The sequence below is a fragment of the Anabaena sp. EIM26 genome, assembly GCF_057568715.1.
The window spans coordinates 5,381,758-5,400,506 of record NZ_CM172472.1 but is presented as its reverse complement, the minus strand read 5'-3'; the positions used below and the strand labels follow the sequence as shown (position 1 = coordinate 5,400,506).

The following is an 18,749-nucleotide window of genomic DNA, read 5'->3' as shown; positions in this document are numbered from 1 at the left end:
CGCTAAAATTGCATACGCTGGAGCTTAACAACGGGAAGAATCAAAATGGGACGTATTTTTATTTCGGCGGCGCATGGAGGAAGGGAAGCCGGGGGAATTGATCCTGGTGCGATCGCAGGTGGTACAACTGAAGCGAAAGAAATGATTCTGTTACGTGATTTAATTGTGACAGAACTCCGAGCGCGTAGTATTGAAGTTTTATCGGTTCCTGATGATTTAAGTGCTGCCCAAACTATTACCTGGATTAATGCTCGCGCTCGTTCTACTGATGTAGCGCTAGAAATTGCAGCTGATGCTGCTAGTAGTCCTACGGTGAGAGGGGCTAGTGCTTACTACATTGCTAACAATAATCAACGCAAGCAAAATGCAGAAATGTTGCTGATGGGATTGTTGCGCCGTGTGCCTCAATTACCTAATCGTGGCGTTAAGCCCGATACAGATAGTGGCTTAGGTAGTTTGCAATTTTGTCGCCAAACAACTGTCCCTGCGATGTTAATACAAGTCGGCTTTCTCAGCAGTCCAGACGATCGTAATTTGTTACAAACTCGTCGCCGTGATTTTGCCTTGGGTATTGTTGACGGATTAATAGCTTGGAGTCGCGCAATTGACCCAACGCCAGGAACACCTCCCGAACCAAATTATCCACCCATTAATATTAATATAAATGGTCAAAATTATCCAGAGCAAGGAGTGTTAATTAATGGCAACTCTTATATACCCATTGATTTAGTAGATCGCTTGCGAATTGATTTGTCAAAATCACCTAATGTGATTCGTACTACTTATCGGCGTATAGTTTATATTAAAGCCATAGAACTCCGAGACTTTAACATTTCTGTTGGCTGGGAGGCTGCAACTAGTACTCTTAATTTGCGCTCTATTCTCACTGTTTGTACTGGTCAAATAAACCAGATTATCTCTAATGGTAATACCACAGAAGTACAGCTACAAATCTTTCTGAAAAACAACAATGAAAACGCCATTGTCCAATTTCCTGATATACCAAAACTATATCGAGAGGAAGCCAATATTGAGGGAGTAAATTATGATATTGCTTTTTGCCAGATGTGTCTAGAAACAGGATTTTTACGTTTTGGCAGCGATATCAAACCTCAGCAAAATAACTTTGCAGGTTTAGGTGCAATAGGTGGTGGAACAGAAGCAGCATCTTTTCCTAGTGCCAGAATTGGGGTGAGAGCGCATATTCAACATTTGAAAGCTTACGCCAGTTTAGAACCTTTAGTCCAGCAAGAAGTAGATCCTCGGTTTAGATTTGTAACCAGAGGTATTTCTCCATCTGTTGATCAATTATCAGGAAGATGGTCAGCAGATTTAGATTATGGTACAAAAATTAAAGCGATGTTTAAAAGACTCTATGAATCGGCGAAATTAATTTGAGTAATGAGCGGACATACTCTTCTCAAAAAACTAATATTGTATGACTTTGAATATGTAAAATCATGAGATAATGCATCCCATACGCAACAATAGAAAATGTGTAGAAAATTCTTGCTTCGTCTCTTTACTATTGGGGTAATTTTGTTATTTGAGTATAGAGATAGATTCAACATCATCCAAATGATGTCATAAAAGGATAACCTTGAGAAAGTTCTGCAACTTTTGCATCTCAAGCTCGTCTTATAGTCAAGGGACTTCCAGATAAAAAAATGTACAAAAATTTCTTGTGGTGCAGGCCGAAAAGCCCGCAAATTATCAAGGACGGGTAGGATGCCCATCCCACAAGATTGAATAATTTATTTTCTGGTGTTCCCCAATATCAGCAATAACAACTATTAATTACGAAAGATGGAGACTTTTATGCGCTTACCTATTGCTATTGGTGCAGGATTACTAATTTCTTTGGGATTGTATACACCATTAATTGCTCAACCGCCTATTCAAATTGTACAAGCACGACCCACCGATTCCAATTTGGGACAATTAAGAAAAAATAGGCAATTATGGAAACAGCAAAAGATATCTAAATATCGTTATCAATTGACACGGAGTTGCTTCTGTACAGCAGAAGCTAGAGGCCCTGTGATTGTTGAAGTTAGCAACGGTGTGACAACTTCTGTGATTTCTGTAGCCACTGGTAAGCCTGTTGATAAAGAATTATTTAAACAATATGATACTGTCCCTAAGCTGTTTAGTGTAATTCAAGATGCGATAGCTCGCAAGGCAGATAGTCTAACGGTGAAATACGACCCCAAACTTGGCTACCCGACCCAAATCAACGTTGACTATAGCCAACAGATGGCAGATGAAGAATTATATTTGACAATTGAAAATTTTCAAGTATTGCAATAACGCATCTATTCTCTGTCACAATAATAGAACTTTCTCAAAATGTGACTAAAAACTTTGTAGATTATGACATTAGTCAGTAACCCACCCTACATTTAGGGGATCATACTGGGTTATGCTGCGTAACCCATCCTCCAAATTGGGGATTTTTTTATGTGCAAGTCCCTCAGACAGCCACAACTGAAACGTCAACGGTGCATTATTAATTTAATGGTAGCAATTTTCCTGATGTCAGCCGAGTAATGCTGAAACAGCAAATAAAGAACTTAAGAGTTTTTTATGAAAAAAAATACTATTTCTCGGTTCTGTAGTTATACCTTAATTGGCATCATATCTTTCACATCTATTTTGGGTACAACTTCATCTGCGTTTCCTCAAATAGTCAAAGCTTCCCTCGTTCAGCCAACTTCTTCAATAGAGGCTACTTTAATCTGGCCTACTCATGGAATTGTTTCTCAAGGTTTCCGTAAATATCAACATGAAGGAATTGATATTGCTGGAGCAATTGGTACTCCTATTTTCGCTGCTGCATCTGGTACAGTTGTTAAAGCTGGTTGGGATGATTGGGGTTTAGGTAATTTTATAGAAATTAAGCATCCTGATCATAGTGTGACAGTCTATGGACACAATCGTCGTTTGTTGGTTAGTAAGGGTCAACAAGTTAATCAAGGCCAAATAATTGCAGAAATGGGATCTACAGGTAATAGTACAGCCCCTCATTTACACTTTGAATTTCATCCAGACAGTCGTATATCAGTTGATCCTTTGCACCTATTACCATCTTCAACTACAGCAAAAATACCATTAAAGAAACCAGTTTCACCTTCACAACCAATTCTTACACCTGTGAGTACTGATAATAAATGCAGTGGCGTAACAGTTATAGCAGGTGAGACAGAAAAAATTCGTGTTCAAGTTTGTGAAGAAAAGGGTCAATTATTTTACATTGGTCAATCAAAGCAAGATGCAAGTAAACCTGTAAAGGTAGTAGCTTGGAATGTTGGCGAAAATAGATATCGAGCAGATAATGGTTCTTTTTCGTACTTAGTTAGCCCAGAAAAGGTTGAAGTATGGCGGTATGGAAGTCCGATTAGATCTGATAATTTTAACACTTCAGATGGTGAGGGTAATTGAAGCTACTGTTGAGTTGAGTAAGTCATGATTTCGTAAAAAAATACCCTTTGTGACAGTTGAAAGGGCGTAATACGGAGTGAGAATTTCTGCTAATTAAAGAGTATAAAATACATCTAGATTAATTAAATCTAGACAAACGCAAATTAAATCTGTGTAATAGCCAACCATTAACATCAAGGAGCAGGAAATCATGGAATATATGGCTTATTCATATATGTATATGGCGAATGAAGAGGAACCTGTAAATATTGAATTGAATCTTCCCGAATTTTCAGTTAATTGGCAAAAATTGCTGAAATCCTCTGCTTGGTTAACTTTAGCCGGTATAACTGTTCTGCTTGCGGCTGTATCCCAAGTTCAAGAAGCTTCAGCAGAATATGTGAGAACTAATGGCAATTGTTTATATATTCGTAGAGGGCCTAGTAGTGGCAACTCATCTGTAGCTTGTGTACCTAATGGCACAAATATTGGAGATACGGGAAATGTTAGAAATGGTTTTGCTCAAATCACTTCAGGACGCTACCAAGGATATTATGTTTCTGAAAGATGGATTAGTATGAATCGGGGGACATCTCCTAATCGTCCTGGTCTTGGTGTGGGTGGTCGGGTTTTGTTAAGACGCGGCTCTAGAGGGGAAGCGGTGAGATCAGTTCAAAGAGCTTTAGGGATAAGAGTAGATGGTGTCTATGGCCCAAATACTGCTCAACAAGTCCGCAATTTTCAAAGGAGAAATGGTCTGCGTGTAGATGGTGTGGTTGGCCCCGCAACTCGCGGTGCTTTGGGTATTAGTTAGTATTCTCGAAGAATTTCACCCCGTCAAAAGATCCTTTTGAAACCCCTCCCTGCAAGCTAGGAGGGGTTTTGAGTTTTTATAAGAAAATAGGCTGAAAACCCCGAAGAGAAGCCCTAATCCTAAAAATAGGATTAAGTACCGTAGGGCATACGGGAACTTACGCTACAGGAGATTTGCCCTCTTGGGCGATTGGTGTAAACCTGTTGTCTAACGGCGAGTCTATGAATGTAGAATCCCCGCGTCTTTAGACCGGGGAGTGTCAATTTTACCCCAAATAATTCTGCGCTATTGCCAAAATGCGTTCTGCTGCATGACCATCACCAAAGGGGTTAATTGCATTAGCCATTGCTATGTATGCTTCAGGGTTACTGAGTAACTCACTTGCCGCAGCAACAATATTGTCTGTTTCGGTTCCCACTAATTTGGCTGTACCTGCGGTGACAGCTTCTGGTCTTTCTGTGGTGTCTCTGAGAACCAAAACGGGTTTACCTAAACTGGGTGCTTCTTCTTGTAAACCACCGGAGTCTGTGAGTAAAAGGTGCGATCGCACTATTGCCCCTACTAATTCACCATAATCTAAAGGTTCTGTCAAGAATATACGCGGATGATTACCTAACAGTTGCTGTAATGGTTCCCTAACTGTAGGATTCCTGTGTAAAGGCAATAATAAGGCTGTGTCAGGAAATTTTTCGAGAATCTGTAAAAAACTTTGTGCGATCGCTTGCAGTGGTTCTCCCCAATTTTCCCGTCGATGCACTGTCGCCAGTATAGTCCTATATTTATCCCAATTTAAACCCGGTATATCACAAGCAGGTTTAGTTGCAGCCACATTCAACAACGCATCAATTACCGTGTTACCCGTCAGATGAATTTTCCCCAACACCCCAGAAGCTTGCAAATTTTCCACCGCTAAAGAAGTCGGAGCAAAATGTAACTGCGTGATCTGCGAAATCAACCTTCTATTAGCTTCTTCTGGGTAAGGATTAAATAAATCATCAGTTCTTAACCCCGCTTCTACATGACCCACAGGGATTTTTTGATAAAAAGCTGCCAAAGCTGCCGCAAAAGCTGTTGTCGTGTCTCCCTGGACTATAACTAAATCTAGCTTTTGTTCTCTAAATAAAGCTTCTAAACCTTGCAAACTCCGACAGGTAATATCATTTAGAGATTGTTGTGGCTGCATAATCTCTAAGTTATGATCTGCCTTTAAGTTGAACAACTGCATCACCTGTGCAACCATTTCCCGATGTTGTCCAGTCAGAATTACCTGTACTGCCAAATCTGGACAACCTTGGAAAACCTGAATTACTGGTGCTAGTTTAATCGCTTCAGGACGAGTACCTAAAATAATGCCAACTTTTTTAGCCATTAGTCATTAGTCATTAGTTATTAGTCAACTGATAACTGATAACTGACAAAAAACCAACATGAAAAAACCCGGCTTAACCGGGCAGATGCACTGTTTGTCGAGTTTAACAATGTGTTAACTATTTGAGTTCACAAGTTAAAGGACAAGCTGCAAAAACAGTAGTCTGCGCCTTGTCTTCCTCACCATGTAGCCAGCTTAACCATCTGACTTCTTTGGGATGAATACCTTTTGCAGTCAGCACACCGGCCATGATCAACACTGCCATAACATTGAACATTATTAAACCACCTGCCACCAACAAAACGGCACTAACAGGCATTACAGATTGCAACACAATCGACAACAGGCATCCGACCGTAGCCATTACCACAACTAATGGAAAACCAACAACCAGCAAGCACACTGCCAATGTGAAAGTCCATATCAAAAAGCTTTTCATCATTAACAAGGAGTAGGTCTTTCCTTGATTAGAGCTTTGAGCCAAAACCATGACTTTTCCTCCCAAAATTACACAGCTAAAGTTTAAAGTTTGACTTCAGTTACTTCTCGCTGTTTGCGAGCTAACTGAAATTGTTTCAGTGAAATCCAGTATATAGAAACCTGATGGGAAGATGAGCATTTCTTTACTAAAGTTTACAGTTAATCTTTTGTAATTATGAATGTAAAGTCCAATTTACGTTTTAGCAGTCAGACCAGCTCCGCTATATGCCTTCAGGAATAGACCCTCATGGGTACAAAAGTAATATATTGATCCCCAAATCCTGATGACGATTGAGCTTAACATTTCTTATAAAAACTAGGATTGATTCTCATAATTCTCAGACAGGGCTGAAAAAATTATCTGCTGCTGATTTTGTTACTCAATTGGGTGGAAAAAGGTCAGAAATTTCTCATATAACCCCGTGAAATATTTGTAATTCGCAATTTGAGTTTTATTAAACACAGTACATTAATCAAGTATTTGCGCGATAGTACTGAAGATTAACTGGTGTAAAACCAGGTTATATTGGTAAAAGAATTTGTATATAACCGATAACTCCGGAAATTAGCAGCAAAAAAAACACAGATGGAGGTGAATAGCCTAAAACTGAGTGTTGTGCCTAATTTCCTCTCATCTTCCTATCTGCCTCAAGTGTGGAAACAGATGTAAGTATTTCTTACTTTTGTTGAGATGGGTTAATGAACAGATAGAAAATTGAAATTTTTTTGTATAAAACCCGAAAACATTCTTCGCCCCAAAAACCCCCAAAGATTTATATGATAGAACCGCAATCCCGCAATCTACCACCACCACCGCCACTACATCATGAGCCGACACAAACAATGCAGGTGTCAACACAGAGGAAGAGTAATTCCTCTGTTAGTCCACTACCAGCTGCGGCTCAACGTCCAGTGACACCACCACCATCAATGTCACCTGCTCCAGCTACTCCTAAACAGCCTGTGGGATTAAGCTTGGCGCAGTTGATTCAGGAAGCTTTTGATCAGGGATTTTCTGATGTTCACCTAGGTGTAGGTGAAATACCCCGTTTCCGTAACAAAGGAGAAATTCAAACAACGAATTATCCAGAAGTTGATAAACCTACTTTTATCGGTTGGTTGCGGGAGATCATGAGTGATGCAGAAATCCAAAAATTTCAAGACAATCTGGAATTTGACGGTGCAACTCAGTACGAATTTGCCAGGGTACGGATTAACGTTTTTGACTCCCTGCGAGGATATGCAATGGTGCTGCGGTTAATTCCGCTAAAAATATTGTCTATGGATCAGTTGAGATTACCGCCAGTTTTTCGGGATATTTGCCACTATCACAAAGGTTTGATTTTGGTGACTGGGCGTACTGGTTCTGGTAAATCTACGACAATGGCAGCAATGGTTGATTACATCAACAGAGAGATGCCGAAGCACATTATCACTATTGAAGATCCAATTGAATTTGTCCACCAAAGCCGTAAGTCATTAATTAAGCAGCGGGAAGTGGGAATGCACACCCGCAAATTTGACAACGCCTTGAAAGCAGCTTTGCGGGAAGATCCAGATTTGATTCTAGTGGGGGAAATGCGGGATAAAGAAACTGTTAATACTGCCTTGAAAGCTGCTCAAACTGGTCACTTGGTGATGGGAACATTGCACACCAATAGTGCGGTGAAAACCATTGAACGGATTCTCAATTTGTATGCTGGTGAAGAGCAGGATGCAATGCGGGTAGCGGTTTCAGAGTCTCTAGTAGCAATTATTGCCCAAGGTTTGTGTCGCACGACTGATGGCAAGCGGGCTGCTTTCCACGATATTCTGATTAACACTGAGGCTGTAAAAGAGTGGATTAAAGATGCTAAGTATGATGAAATTGGTGAATTGATGAAGCAAGCTAGTTTTGATGGCATGATTACCATGAATCAGGCTTTATTCAATCTCTACCAAGAAGGTCGTATTACTGAAGAAACTGCCATAGAAATGTCACCAACTCCAAATGAAATGATGCAATTCCTCCGAGGACGTGTTTAATAAGGATGGGTCATTGGTGATTGGTTATTGGTAAGATTTTTTCCCAATCCCCAGTCTCTAATCCCCAGTCCCTAGTCCCCAGATACCTGTGACCAAGTTGACGACAGATAAACAATCTACACCCCAGTTGTTTAAAGGTATTGCGCTGTTTACACCTGGGGGAGATTTAATTTATTGTATTGACCCTGGTAAGCAGGGTCGATGGCATTTGCATTTGTGCGCGGCTTTGCAAGAAATCCTGGATTTATCAGAGCCACCGCATTTTTTAGTTCCTTGCTATACAGCAACTATCGATCATTGGTTAAATCCACGCACGCAACAAGTGCAAACTTTTGCCGAAGCGTATCCGGCTGTGATGCGTCATCAATCGGTGCTGAAAGCTATTTTTGGTACGGGGGATATAGTATGGCAAACAGCCCCTTGGCAGGAAGGATTGTGCGATCGCATGGTATTAACAACTTATCGCTCTGCATTTCCCCAACTGTGGGAGGATCATGACTTAATTGTTCGCTTAGACCGTGCTGATATGGAACAACGATACCAGCAAACGATTTTGAACCCAAAACAGGCAATAATCAACACTCCAGGCTATGTTTTGCGTCTGTTTGTGGCTGGTCATAGCGTTGCTACAGAACGCAGTTTAGAAAGTTTACACGAATTATTAGAGCGATCGCTTGGTTATCCTTATACCCTCAAAGTAATTGATGTTCTCACCCACCCAGAACAAGCAGAAATCGATCAAGTTTCTGCAACTCCCACCCTAGTCAAGGTTTGGCCTCACCCAATTCGGCGCATAGTTGGTGAATTAGATAATGTTGATAAACTCTTACAAATGTTAGGTGCAAAAGAAAATTCTTAATTGGAAGCAGAAGGCAATTAATTCTCCCCACTTTCCCAGTCAAGAGTCCCTATTTTGCAAACACAACTCATAATAAAAACAGGCATTACTGAATAATAACTTCACATATATGTACTTCACTTGGTTAGACAGCAACAGTTGGTTGATAGAAATTGGTGAACAGCGGATACTAATAGATCCTTGGTTAGTTGACTCTTTAACCTTCAACAATTTGGATTGGTTATTTAAAGGTTATCGGACTCAAGAAAGATCAATACCAAAAAATATTAATTTGATTTTGTTATCCCAGGGTTTGGAAGATCATGCTCATCCACCAACGCTCAAACAGATTGACAAAAATATTCAGGTTGTAGCTTCTCCTAATGCAGCCAAAGTAGTAACTCAGTTGGGTTATACCCAAGTGATAACTCTCAATCATGGTGAAACATTCACCTTGAATAATCAAGTGGAAATTAAATCTCTTCCCGGTTCTCCAATTGGCCCAACTATTTTAGAAAATGCTTATTTTCTCAAGGAATTAGCAAGTGGATTAAAGCTCTATTACGAACCACATGGATATCATTCTCCACAACTTAAAGAGCTTGCACCAATTGATGTGGTGATTACGCCAATGATGAATTTGAGTCTGCCTATACTAGGACCAATTATTAAAGGCATGAATAGCTCCTTAGAAGTTGCCAAATGGTTAAAACCTCAAATAATGCTACCTACAGCAGCAGGAGGAGATGTTATATTTGAGGGATTGTTAAACAAATTTATTCAAACTCAGGGAAGTGTGCAAGAATTTCAGGCATTATTAGATAAAAACAATTTATCAACACGAGTAATTGCACCTAACCCTGGGGAACAGGTCGCTTTTTAAGGAGATACCAAAACTGTAGTGGCGTATTTCAATATGCCACTACTATATTTACTCAAACCAGATTTTTGATTAAAATAAGTCAATTAAAAAACCGCAGAAATATGATAAATGGATTGGATTACCTTACTGCGATCACTACAATCTGACTTTTTGCAAAGATTAAAATCTGGTTGTCTACTTCATTGTCAAACAGAAGGTCAACATAGTGAAATAACTATCATCTCTGGTGAGAGATTAAAAGCACTACGGGAATTTTGCTGGTTAATGGCAGAAAAATATAAACGTACTTCCCCCGTTCGTGATGTTTTTATTAATAATCTCAAAGGTAAATTAGGTGAAGAAGTCGTCAAAGAACGTTTAGCTGATTTTATTACTGAAGTCGATTATGAAAAACGTTTTGGTGGTGACGGCAAAAGTGATTTTACTCTCACTTCTCACCCCACCATTGGTGTAGAAGTTAAATCTCGTCATGGTACTATTGATAAAGTTAGATGGACAGTTAGTTGTGAAGAAGTTGAAAAAAATACGGTTATTGTTTGTATTTTAATTCAAGAAGAAGTTAATGAAGCTCAATCTGAATATCATCTTTTTTTAGCTGGGTTTCTTCCTACCAAAATGATTAAGTTGAAAACTGGTAAAATTACTTTTGGGATAAATCAGTTATTATATGGTGGTGGATTATTGTGCTATCTAGAACAGTCACAAAATTCCGCCAATAATTCAGATCAACAACAATCGCCAATTAATAAACTTAGAACATCTAAAAATAAATTAATTAAATCTCATGTTTATTCAGATTTAGATAAATACCCAGCACCAAACTCAACTCTTATTTATGAAAAATTAGGTGATGAATATTTTCAGAAAGGTGATTATACAGCAGCAATTAATAACTACAATCAAGTACTACAAGATAAACATCAGGATGCTGATATTTATTATAAATTGGGTTTAGTTTATCATCAATTAAATGATTACAAAAAAGCAATTATAAATTATAATCAGACAATTAATATTAACATTAATTATGGTCAAGCTTATAATAAAAGGGGTTTAGCACATCATCAATTAGGAAATTATCAGACCGCAATTGAAGATTATAATCAAGCAATTAGAATTAATCCTGATGTTGCAGCTAATTACAGAAATCGTGCTGAAGCTCGTTCTCGTATTGGAGATCATCAAGGAGCAATTGAAGATTACAATCAGGCAATTAAAATTAATCCTCATGATGCTATTACTCAGAACAATAGAGAAATTACTCATTATCTGCTAGATGATAAACAGAAATTAATCCCAGAAATAAAGATTAATCCTAATGACGCAGTTGCTTATAAAAACAGAGGTAATACTCGTTTGGAATTTGGAAATTTAGAAGGAGCTATTGAAGATTATAATCAAGCTATTAAAATAAATTCTAATTATGCCGATGCTTATTATAATCGAGGTAATGCTCATTCAGATTTAGGAAACTACGAAGCGGCAATAGATGATTTTAGTAAAGTAATTAAAATGAAATCTAATTATACAGATGCTTATTATAATCGGGGTAATGTTCGGTTAATTATAGGAGATAAACAGGGAGCAATTGAGGATTTTCAGAAAGCAGCAGATTTATATTGGCAAGATGGAAAACTAGAAGAACATAAAGAAACACAAGCTAGAATTTTAGATTTAGAAATAGAAAAATCATTAGATATTTTAAATTTCTAATAAATATAGGACTTACGTAAGATATAGCTGAAAACCTAATTGTTCCGTAGCGGTAATTCATGAATTACCGCTACTTTCATTCTGTTTTGCGTAAGTCCTGAATCCTTACAATTGTATTTGATAAATAGTAAAATGTATTTTATTTGGTTTTTTGATATGATTCTCACAACAAGAAATAACAGTGTTTTATCTGCCTTATTTTTGCTTGTTAGTAGCAGTATTTATCCTAATTTTGCTCTAGTCTCTGTCGCAAATCAACCCCAGATATCAGTAACACAGCAGATTAGTAGCAAAACTTCTCAACCACACCCAGTTTTTAAGTCGATTCTGCCGAAATTAAAGAAAAATATTCAAATTAACATTTTATTACCTAAGTATATTCCTGAATCAGATGGAGAAAATCCTCTTTACGCAATTATCGAAACTGCGACAAAAAATAAATACGAAATTTTACTGGGTTTTAGTCCAGATTGTAATGGAGGTACAGCTTGCCGTCTTGGTATTATTACTGGTGAGGCTGTAACTCGCAAAACGCCTAAATTGACTGGTAAGGCTATATCTTTAGCTAAAGGTATATCGGGCTATTTTGTAGACTTTCAATGTGGCGCTAATTGCTCTGACGCTACTTTAACTTGGCGAAAAAAAGCTGTGCAGTATAGGATTGGATTAAAAGCGGGTAAGCAGGCTGATTTGGTCAAAATGGCAAGGTCAGTAATTACACAGTAGTACAAAAGCTAAACTTCATACAAACTATATATGGCAATATAGACAATGAAATTGTAGTCCAATGTATAAAGCAATGATTTCTAGCCGCCAAGTAACAAAGTATCTGCAATTTCCAGCTTTATCAGCCATATTAGCTGCTAATTTAGGAATTACAGCAATAGATGCTCCAGCTTTAGCCGTAACTCCAGTTTCATCTGTCGGTAATAGTGTTACCTTTACTTGCAATGACACTGAAGCAACCATCAAGGCTAAAAATGGGCCAAAAGTAACGGTTGGTAAAAACACAATCTACATTGGTTATCAGCAAGTATCATCTACTAACAAAGACCCCCGGATTATCCGTTTTGACAATGGTGTGAAGAAATGGTGTCGCAGCGACTACGAAACAACTGGTGATGATGGTAGTGGTTATGGACTACTTTGGGATGGAGGAAGTACTTTATACGGTGTTTTTTCCTCTACTGGCTCCCAAACTGGTGATGATTTTCGGCGCTTTGCTATTGGACGTTGGCTATCCAGCTATGGTAGTGGTGGGGGTGCAAAAGTAGCAATCATAGCTCGAATTGACCCTGCCAATGGCAACGTTAATTACGCTACATTTTTATCTGCCAGAAAGACAAGTGATGGGAAAAGTAATACTTTAGTTGTTACGGGACTGTCATTGAGTGGCACGAATTTAACTGTACAGTCAGATTCCTGGTGGAGTCCCCGTCGTCCTGATAAAAGTTCTATGGCTTGTTCTGGTTCATCACCTTTTAAATACACAGCTGTATTTGCTGGAGACTTAAAAACTGTTAGTTCGGCTTCAGCCGTTGGTTGTACTTAATTAGAGGTTTAATCAATCGCAGTTATGCACTAGTACAGCTTAGAGCAAGTAAACCTAACACTAAATTTGGTAAAAAATCAGTGATTTGGAAACCTTGCAACAGGTAGATGCATTTACGCCGTGCTGTACTAGTGTTATCTGGTGGGCATTAGCCCCCTTATACTGGTGTAGTAGGGTTAATAACCTTCTTCTTCGTATTCGGGCTGTCTTTCTTTCACCTTTTTGGGAATATTGACTGGTTTTGGTGCATCTTCCCAAGCGTCACCCTCTACATCGTCATAATCATCGTAGTCGTCCGCGTATGATTTGTTAGAGGGTTGGGGGGCGTATCTTGGTGGTGTCTGATACCTATCTGTACCCGTTGCCTCACTCCAGTTATCTTCTTCGTCTTCTTCATATTGAATGGATTCATAAGAACGCGCTTGCATAACGCGACGTTGGGGACGTTCTTCTTCAATATAATCCTCACTCCATTCTTCCTCCCGCGCTATAGGTTCAGGAGTACGAACTTTTGGTCTGGGTGGCTGTAATGGTACTCCGCTAGGTAATTGATTAGCTGGAGAAACTGTACGGGGAGCAGAATAGCCATATTCTTCTTCTGCATCTCTTTCCCAAGGTGCTTTACCAATACCGAGCCGTTCTAGTACCCCGACTGTCAACTGGTTAACTCGTTCTTCAGCACCTTCAAAAACAATCAAGCGACTGGGGCCAGTGCTGACTATTTCATCCATTGAGATTTCATAGGTACTTAAAAATTGGTCAGGTATTTGGGGTACTCCCAAGGAAGCGATGACTATGGAGTAAATTTTGCCTGTTTCTCCATTGAACTTAAATCCCCTCACCTTACCCAATACTTCCCCAGTTTCGGTGATGACTTCCCAGTTCATCAAGTTGCTGAGGGTTTCTACTTCAATATCTTCAATCACATCTTCGTTATCAACTAAGATGACATCACCAATTTGGTTGATGCTATTGAGATACATATATCGTGGCAGACCAGAAATAGAGATCAGGCTGTCTCGTAAACCAAGAGCCACAACCTCTCGCTGATCAATATCAACCCAGACTTGACTGATGATGCCTAGCCGCTTACCGTTGTCGCGGGTAATCACCTGGGTGTTTAATATGTCGGAACGCCTAATTACTTGTTCAGAGGTCATTCTATACCGAGTCCTGATCTCGAATCCGGTTTATGTATACACTATTTTTAACAGAAACTCAAGCTTTTATATTAACTCAAGTTGCTAATTACCTATTTTAGGCTGATTATGGGTAATTGGTAATGGGTGATTGGTGGTAGCCTGCCGTTAGGCATATGGTGATTGGTAAAAATCATCTTCCCCTACACCCCTGCTTTTTTCTGTCACCTGTTCCCTATTCCCTAATTGGAAGATTATTGTAACTTAATACCCAAAACTTGAGTGTACGCTCCCCGTGCTTGAGTTACACCTATTGTGCGTTCGGCTGATTCTATCATCGGACGACGCAAGCTCACAACAATCAACTGTGCTTGTTGTGCCTGTTGTTTAATCATTCTAGCTAATCGTTTGACATTTGCTCCATCTAAAAACATATCTACTTCGTCAAAGGCGTAGAATGGTGATGGGTGATAGCGTTGCAGGGATAAAACAAAACTTAATATAAAATCTAATGTTGTTAGGGTAGAAATGACAAATTTGCCAAGAGCGCTATCAATTTCTGTCATTATTCCAGTTTATAACGGTGGTGATAGTTTTCGTCAGTGTTTGTCAGGTATTAGTATATCTATGCTAAAGCCCACAGAAGTGATTGTGGTGGCTGATGGGGATACAGATAGTTCTTGGCAGGTAGCAACAAACTGGGGAGCAAAAGTCATTAAACTTAAGGAGAAAAATGGGCCAGCACAAGCGAGAAATTTAGGTGCTGCGGTAGCTGGAGGAGAAATTCTGTTTTTTGTAGATGCTGATGTGGCGATCGCTCCAGATACCATTAATCAAGTCAGATTAGCTTTTGCAGAAGATACCAGTCTAGCAGCTTTGATTGGATCTTATGATGATGCTCCCGGAGCAAGTAATTTTCTATCCCAATACAAAAATCTTTTTCATCACTATACCCATCAAAACGGCAATGAGGATGCTTTCACATTTTGGGGGGCTTGCGGTGCGATTCGCCGTGATATCTTTTTGGCTATGGGGGGTTTTGATGAAACTTATCGTCGTCCTTGTGTGGAAGATATTGAGTTAGGTTATCGACTCAAAGCCGCCGGTTACAAAATTCGACTGGTTAAGACTCTGCAAGTAAAACATTTGAAACGGTGGGGAATAGTATCTCTGATTAAAGCAGATGTGTGCGATCGCGCTTTACCTTGGACTCAATTAATACTCCGTCAAGGAGAAATGCGTTCTGATTTGAATCTTGCTTGGTCTAGTCGGGTAAGTGTTATTTTAGTTTACTCTTTATTACTCAGTTTATTTGCTAGTTTGTGGCTACATCCGCTACTGATTTTCAGTATGATAATGAGTTTATTACTGATAAATATTAACTTGTCAATGTATCGCTTTTTTCTCCACAAGCGAGGCATGATATTTACTTTCAAGGTTTTACCTTGGCACTGGTTTTACTATTTTTACAGCGGGTTAGCTTTTATCATTGGCATGATTTATGTAAAATTTTGATGAGTATTGTTTCTGTTTGTATATCTTAATCAGTAATTATTCTGAGATTTTGATGAGTATTGCTCTTTGTCGTATATTTTTATCATTAATTCTTGTAAAATCTTGATGAAGATAGCTCTTTACTCTATTTTTTGATAAATAATTCTATGGTATCTTGATATCTATCCATCAATTCAATAGGTAAAATTTCTGTCAACAACCAAATAACCAACAGCAAATAAAAATACTGGATCTTCATTACATAATTATGCTAAATTGCGTTCACAAAAACTATGAAACACTAACTTTTACGTGTCTTTCATAGGATATGGCTTTTTGCTTTTATTTTTAAACGCATTTTTGATGTTTAATTAATAGTTAAGCATCCTATGTGCTGAAAACCAAAATACTTAACTATCTTGCTGCACAACAGCTTACCAACACGATTTGGTAACTGGTGTAGTGATTATTCTTAACGGATTTTCTACCTTACAGGTTGTCTTAAACAACAACCTCTAGATAGTTAAAACGTAATTTTTTCATGCTTACTCAGGGCTGACAATCTAATCAGAATAAATTGATCAGTTAGGAGGATGAGGCTGTGATTTATTATTGAAAAAACAAAAAAATAATGAAACGCAATAAGATTAATAATCTTGAGCATAACAATCGTAATTTCCCCTTGACTGTAATCATTGGTGGAGGACCGGCTGGATTAACGGCTGCTTATCAGTTGGCTAAACATGGCTTACATTCTGTAGTGTTGGAAAAAAGCGATCGCGTCGGAGGAATTTCTCGTACTGAAACCTACAAAGGCTATCACTTCGATATTGGAGGACATCGCTTTTTTACCAAAGTTCCCCAAGTCCAACATCTATGGAACGAAGTTTTAGGAAATGAATTTATTAAAGTTAAGCGTTTATCTCGCATTTACTATAATGGTAAATTTTTCAATTATCCCTTAGAACTATGTAACGCTGTCAGTAACTTAGGAGTTTTGCAGAGTTTATTAATTATTTTTAGTTATTTAAAAATCAAAATCAGCCCTTTACTAGTAGAAGATAATTTTGAACAATGGGTAACGAACCGTTTTGGTAGACGCTTGTATCAACTTTTCTTCAAAACCTATACAGAAAAAATTTGGGGAATTAGCTGTACAGAAATTCAAGCAGATTGGGCTGCACAACGAATTAAGGGATTATGTTTGAAAAAAGCAGTCATTAACGCTTTATTTCGTAGTAATAATACCAAAACATTAATTAAAGAATTTGACTATCCCATTTTAGGCCCAGGAATGATGTGGGAACGGTTTCAAGAAAAATTGAATGAACAAGGCTCTCCAGTATTATTAAATACGGAAGTAATCAGAGTAGAACGACAACAAAAACGTATTACCCGGATCATTGCCAAAAAAGGTAATCAAACCTTTGAAATCACCGGAGATAAGTTCATTAATACCATGCCTATTACGGCATTAATGCACCGTTTAGATCCCTTACCTCCTGACAATATTCTCAAAGCCTCCCGTAGGCTAAAATATCGGGATTTTTTGATTATTCCCATTGTGATTAACCAAGAACACCTTTTTCCAGACAATTGGATTTATATTCACAGTCCAAAATTTAAGGTCGGACGCATTCAGAATTTTAAAAATTGGAGTCCACAGATGGTGCCAAATACCCGTAAAACTTGCTTAGGAATGGAATATTTCTGTAGTGAGGGAGATGATTTATGGGAAATGGAAGATCAAGATTTAATTCGATTAGCCAGTGAAGAAATTGTCAATTTAGGCTTATTAGATGACATTGAAAAAGTTGAAGATGGGACTGTAATACGCGAAAAGAAAGCTTATCCTGTTTACGATGGTGAATACCAACAAAATTTAAAAATTATTCAAGACTATGTAGATAGTTTTGAGAACTTACAATCTGTGGGACGTAATGGGATGCACCGTTATAACAATCAAGATCATTCCATGTTGTCTGCATTACTAGCAGTACAGAATATTATGGGGGCAAATCATAATCTTTGGACAGTTAATACAGAGCGATCCTACCATGAAGAATTTATGGTTACACCCAAAAAAGAGCCTGTACTTTCTAGATAATTATTACTAATTTTTCATAATCCTCATTTGTATATGTACAAATTTTCAATTATCATTCCTACCTACAATCGTCCTGAAAGATTACAAAATTGTTTAGATTCCCTAACTCGCCTCAATTACCCAAGAGAGCATTTTGAAGTTATTGTTGTTGATGATGGCAGCAATTATCCTCTTAATATCCTAGTTAGTGCCTATGATAACGAGTTTAATATTAGTTTAATCCAACAAACTAACTCCGGCCCTGCTAAAGCGAGAAATGCAGGTGCTAACGTGGCAAAAGGGCAATATTTAGCATTTACTGATGATGACTGTACCCTCGATCCAAATTGGTTTTCAGCCCTCGAAAATGCCTTTTATAATCAACCAAATGCTCTGTTGGGAGGAAAAACCATCAACGGGTTGCCAAAAAATCCCTACTCCACAGCTAGTCAATTACTCATTGATTACATCTACAACTATTACAATATAAATTTTTCTCAAGCTCAATTTTTCGCGTCTAATAATTTTGCTGTTTCTAGGGAATTATTTAACCAAGTAGGACAATTTAATATTAATTTTCCCTTAGCTGCGGCAGAGGATCGGGAGTTTTGCGATCGCTGGCTATTTCATGGATATTATTTATATTATGTTCCCCAGGCAATCATATACCATTCCCATGAACTCAATTTAATGAAATTTTGGCGGCAACATTTTAATTATGGTTGTGGTGCATTTTACTTTCATCAGATTCGCTCTCAGCGTAATCAAACATCCCTGAAAGTTGAACCATTACGCTTTTACTTGCAGCTACTAACTTACCCATTTACGACAAAATACAAAATTATATCCAAAGTTTTAATTTCTGGATTATTATTTATTTCGCAATTAGCTAATATTGGGGGTTTTTTGAGAACAAAATTACCAAATTTTTAGTTG

Annotated in this window: 16 protein-coding genes and 2 pseudogenes; 14 read left to right on the top strand and 4 right to left on the bottom strand. The window is 38.2% G+C overall.

Annotated elements, in window-relative coordinates; all coding sequences use genetic code 11:
* Positions 1-45: 45 nt before the first annotated feature.
* The 5 genes and pseudogenes from tftA to AC012T_RS23435 form a co-directional block, all read left to right on the top strand.
* Entirely contained in the window at positions 46-1,398 is a 1,353-nt protein-coding gene (gene tftA, locus AC012T_RS23455) for a hormogonium tapered terminus morphoprotein TftA (RefSeq protein ID WP_487061240.1), read from the top strand.
* 420 nt (positions 1,399-1,818) lie between these two features.
* Positions 1,819-2,310 carry a DUF6174 domain-containing protein gene (locus tag AC012T_RS23450; RefSeq protein WP_487066724.1) on the top strand — a complete coding sequence of 164 codons (492 nt, stop codon included), beginning with the start codon at positions 1,819-1,821 and terminating at the stop codon, positions 2,308-2,310.
* Between the two features lie 276 nt (positions 2,311-2,586).
* Complete coding sequence (locus tag AC012T_RS23445; protein ID WP_487061238.1) at positions 2,587-3,441, top strand: M23 family metallopeptidase; 855 nt, start codon at positions 2,587-2,589, stop codon at positions 3,439-3,441.
* Positions 3,442-3,631: 190 nt separating this feature from the next.
* Positions 3,632-4,234 (top strand): peptidoglycan-binding domain-containing protein, encoded by a 603-nt coding sequence (locus tag AC012T_RS23440; protein WP_487061236.1) that lies wholly within the window; start codon positions 3,632-3,634, stop codon positions 4,232-4,234.
* Positions 4,235-4,350: 116 nt separating this feature from the next.
* Positions 4,351-4,482: pseudogene (locus AC012T_RS23435) on the top strand (RNA-guided endonuclease TnpB family protein); the annotation flags it as partial.
* 17 nt (positions 4,483-4,499) lie between these two features.
* On the opposite strand, the gene wecB reads toward AC012T_RS23435, so the two are convergent.
* The gene (gene wecB / locus AC012T_RS23430) at positions 4,500-5,603 is read right to left on the bottom strand and encodes a non-hydrolyzing UDP-N-acetylglucosamine 2-epimerase (RefSeq protein ID WP_487061234.1); all 1,104 of its coding nucleotides are present in this window, start codon (positions 5,601-5,603) and stop codon (positions 4,500-4,502) included.
* A 118-nt stretch (positions 5,604-5,721) separates the two neighbouring features.
* Positions 5,722-6,093: a hypothetical protein gene (locus AC012T_RS23425; protein WP_487066722.1), complete on the bottom strand. Its 372-nt coding sequence runs from the start codon at positions 6,091-6,093 to the stop codon at positions 5,722-5,724.
* Positions 6,094-6,860: 767 nt separating this feature from the next.
* Here AC012T_RS23425 and AC012T_RS23420 point away from each other — a divergent pair.
* From AC012T_RS23420 to AC012T_RS23395, 6 genes are all read left to right on the top strand, one after another.
* Positions 6,861-8,108 (top strand): type IV pilus twitching motility protein PilT, encoded by a 1,248-nt coding sequence (locus AC012T_RS23420; RefSeq protein ID WP_487061232.1) that lies wholly within the window; start codon positions 6,861-6,863, stop codon positions 8,106-8,108.
* An 88-nt stretch (positions 8,109-8,196) separates the two neighbouring features.
* A complete protein-coding gene (locus tag AC012T_RS23415; RefSeq protein ID WP_487061230.1) occupies positions 8,197-8,967 on the top strand; it encodes a circadian clock KaiB family protein in 771 nt (256 codons plus the stop codon).
* 109 nt (positions 8,968-9,076) lie between these two features.
* A complete protein-coding gene (locus tag AC012T_RS23410; RefSeq protein ID WP_487061228.1) occupies positions 9,077-9,829 on the top strand; it encodes an MBL fold metallo-hydrolase in 753 nt (250 codons plus the stop codon).
* A gap of 108 nt (positions 9,830-9,937) precedes the next feature.
* Positions 9,938-11,542, top strand: a complete 1,605-nt coding sequence (locus AC012T_RS23405) for a tetratricopeptide repeat protein (protein WP_487061226.1) — start codon at positions 9,938-9,940, stop codon at positions 11,540-11,542.
* Positions 11,543-11,698: 156 nt separating this feature from the next.
* A complete protein-coding gene (locus AC012T_RS23400) occupies positions 11,699-12,268 on the top strand; it encodes a hypothetical protein (RefSeq protein ID WP_487061224.1) in 570 nt (189 codons plus the stop codon).
* A 61-nt stretch (positions 12,269-12,329) separates the two neighbouring features.
* A complete protein-coding gene (locus AC012T_RS23395) occupies positions 12,330-13,094 on the top strand; it encodes a hypothetical protein (RefSeq protein WP_487061222.1) in 765 nt (254 codons plus the stop codon).
* Between the two features lie 176 nt (positions 13,095-13,270).
* Here AC012T_RS23395 and AC012T_RS23390 read toward each other — a convergent pair whose 3' ends face one another.
* Positions 13,271-14,254: a PRC-barrel domain-containing protein gene (locus AC012T_RS23390; RefSeq protein ID WP_487061220.1), complete on the bottom strand. Its 984-nt coding sequence runs from the start codon at positions 14,252-14,254 to the stop codon at positions 13,271-13,273.
* Between the two features lie 233 nt (positions 14,255-14,487).
* Positions 14,488-14,733: pseudogene (locus tag AC012T_RS23385) on the bottom strand (hypothetical protein); the annotation flags it as partial.
* Positions 14,734-14,761: 28 nt separating this feature from the next.
* On the opposite strand from AC012T_RS23385, the gene AC012T_RS23380 reads away from it, so the two are divergent.
* The 3 genes from AC012T_RS23380 (at position 14,762) to AC012T_RS23370 (ending at position 18,746) form a co-directional block, all read left to right on the top strand.
* A complete protein-coding gene (locus AC012T_RS23380; protein ID WP_487061218.1) occupies positions 14,762-15,748 on the top strand; it encodes a glycosyltransferase family 2 protein in 987 nt (328 codons plus the stop codon).
* 610 nt (positions 15,749-16,358) lie between these two features.
* On the top strand, positions 16,359-17,834 hold the full coding sequence (locus AC012T_RS23375) for an NAD(P)/FAD-dependent oxidoreductase (protein WP_487061216.1): 1,476 nt from the start codon (positions 16,359-16,361) through the stop codon (positions 17,832-17,834).
* A 33-nt stretch (positions 17,835-17,867) separates the two neighbouring features.
* Positions 17,868-18,746, top strand: coding sequence for a glycosyltransferase family 2 protein (locus AC012T_RS23370; RefSeq protein WP_487061214.1), 879 nt, complete (start codon positions 17,868-17,870; stop codon positions 18,744-18,746).
* The last annotated feature ends 3 nt before the right edge of the window (positions 18,747-18,749 follow it).

Excerpts from the sequence above, each read along its gene's own strand:
- AC012T_RS23375 (WP_487061216.1), top strand. The coding sequence starts at position 16,359 with ATGAAACGCAATAAGATTAATAATCTTGAGCATAACAATCGTAATTTC.
- wecB (WP_487061234.1), bottom strand. The coding sequence starts at position 5,603 with ATGGCTAAAAAAGTTGGCATTATTTTAGGTACTCGTCCTGAAGCGATT.
- AC012T_RS23450 (WP_487066724.1), top strand. The coding sequence starts at position 1,819 with ATGCGCTTACCTATTGCTATTGGTGCAGGATTACTAATTTCTTTGGGA.
- AC012T_RS23410 (WP_487061228.1), top strand. The coding sequence starts at position 9,077 with ATGTACTTCACTTGGTTAGACAGCAACAGTTGGTTGATAGAAATTGGT.
- AC012T_RS23445 (WP_487061238.1), top strand. The coding sequence starts at position 2,587 with ATGAAAAAAAATACTATTTCTCGGTTCTGTAGTTATACCTTAATTGGC.
- tftA (WP_487061240.1), top strand. The coding sequence starts at position 46 with ATGGGACGTATTTTTATTTCGGCGGCGCATGGAGGAAGGGAAGCCGGG.
- AC012T_RS23405 (WP_487061226.1), top strand. The coding sequence starts at position 9,938 with ATGGATTGGATTACCTTACTGCGATCACTACAATCTGACTTTTTGCAA.
- AC012T_RS23440 (WP_487061236.1), top strand. The coding sequence starts at position 3,632 with ATGGAATATATGGCTTATTCATATATGTATATGGCGAATGAAGAGGAA.
- AC012T_RS23420 (WP_487061232.1), top strand. The coding sequence starts at position 6,861 with ATGATAGAACCGCAATCCCGCAATCTACCACCACCACCGCCACTACAT.
- AC012T_RS23390 (WP_487061220.1), bottom strand. The coding sequence starts at position 14,254 with ATGACCTCTGAACAAGTAATTAGGCGTTCCGACATATTAAACACCCAG.
- AC012T_RS23395 (WP_487061222.1), top strand. The coding sequence starts at position 12,330 with ATGTATAAAGCAATGATTTCTAGCCGCCAAGTAACAAAGTATCTGCAA.
- AC012T_RS23380 (WP_487061218.1), top strand. The coding sequence starts at position 14,762 with ATGACAAATTTGCCAAGAGCGCTATCAATTTCTGTCATTATTCCAGTT.
- AC012T_RS23425 (WP_487066722.1), bottom strand. The coding sequence starts at position 6,093 with ATGGTTTTGGCTCAAAGCTCTAATCAAGGAAAGACCTACTCCTTGTTA.
- AC012T_RS23400 (WP_487061224.1), top strand. The coding sequence starts at position 11,699 with ATGATTCTCACAACAAGAAATAACAGTGTTTTATCTGCCTTATTTTTG.
- AC012T_RS23370 (WP_487061214.1), top strand. The coding sequence starts at position 17,868 with ATGTACAAATTTTCAATTATCATTCCTACCTACAATCGTCCTGAAAGA.